1 pseudogene is annotated in these 277 nt (G+C 72.6%); it reads right to left on the bottom strand.

Features of this window, described 5'->3' with window-relative positions:
• Nucleotides 1-137 (bottom strand): annotated as a pseudogene (locus Q5762_RS38180) (QacE family quaternary ammonium compound efflux SMR transporter); the annotation flags it as partial.
• Nucleotides 138-277 lie beyond the last annotated feature (140 nt).

Here is a 277-nt window from a genome sequence, read left to right as displayed (position 1 = left end):
GCTGCGGCCAGGCCCACCATGCTGAGCGTGAGCGTGAGGGCGAACAGCGCGGTTGGCCCCGGTCGGCTCAGCCCGTCGGACGCGCCCAGCGCCGTCGCCCAGACAGCCTCGAGGATGCCGGACATGATGAGCCACACCCACGCCACGTCAGCTCACCACCTTGAGCCCGACGACGCACGCGACCAGCAGCACGAGCAGGGCGATGCGCCGTCCGTCTCGGGCGTCCACCCCGCTGATCATGGCCCACGCCGTGGTGAGGGCGGCGCCGATGCCGACC

This window comes from Streptomyces sp. P9(2023) (assembly GCF_032436795.1).
In the GTDB taxonomy this organism is placed as follows: domain Bacteria; phylum Actinomycetota; class Actinomycetes; order Streptomycetales; family Streptomycetaceae; genus Streptomyces.
Note: the sequence above shows the minus strand (reverse complement) of the source record. Positions and strands in the feature narration are given on the sequence as shown.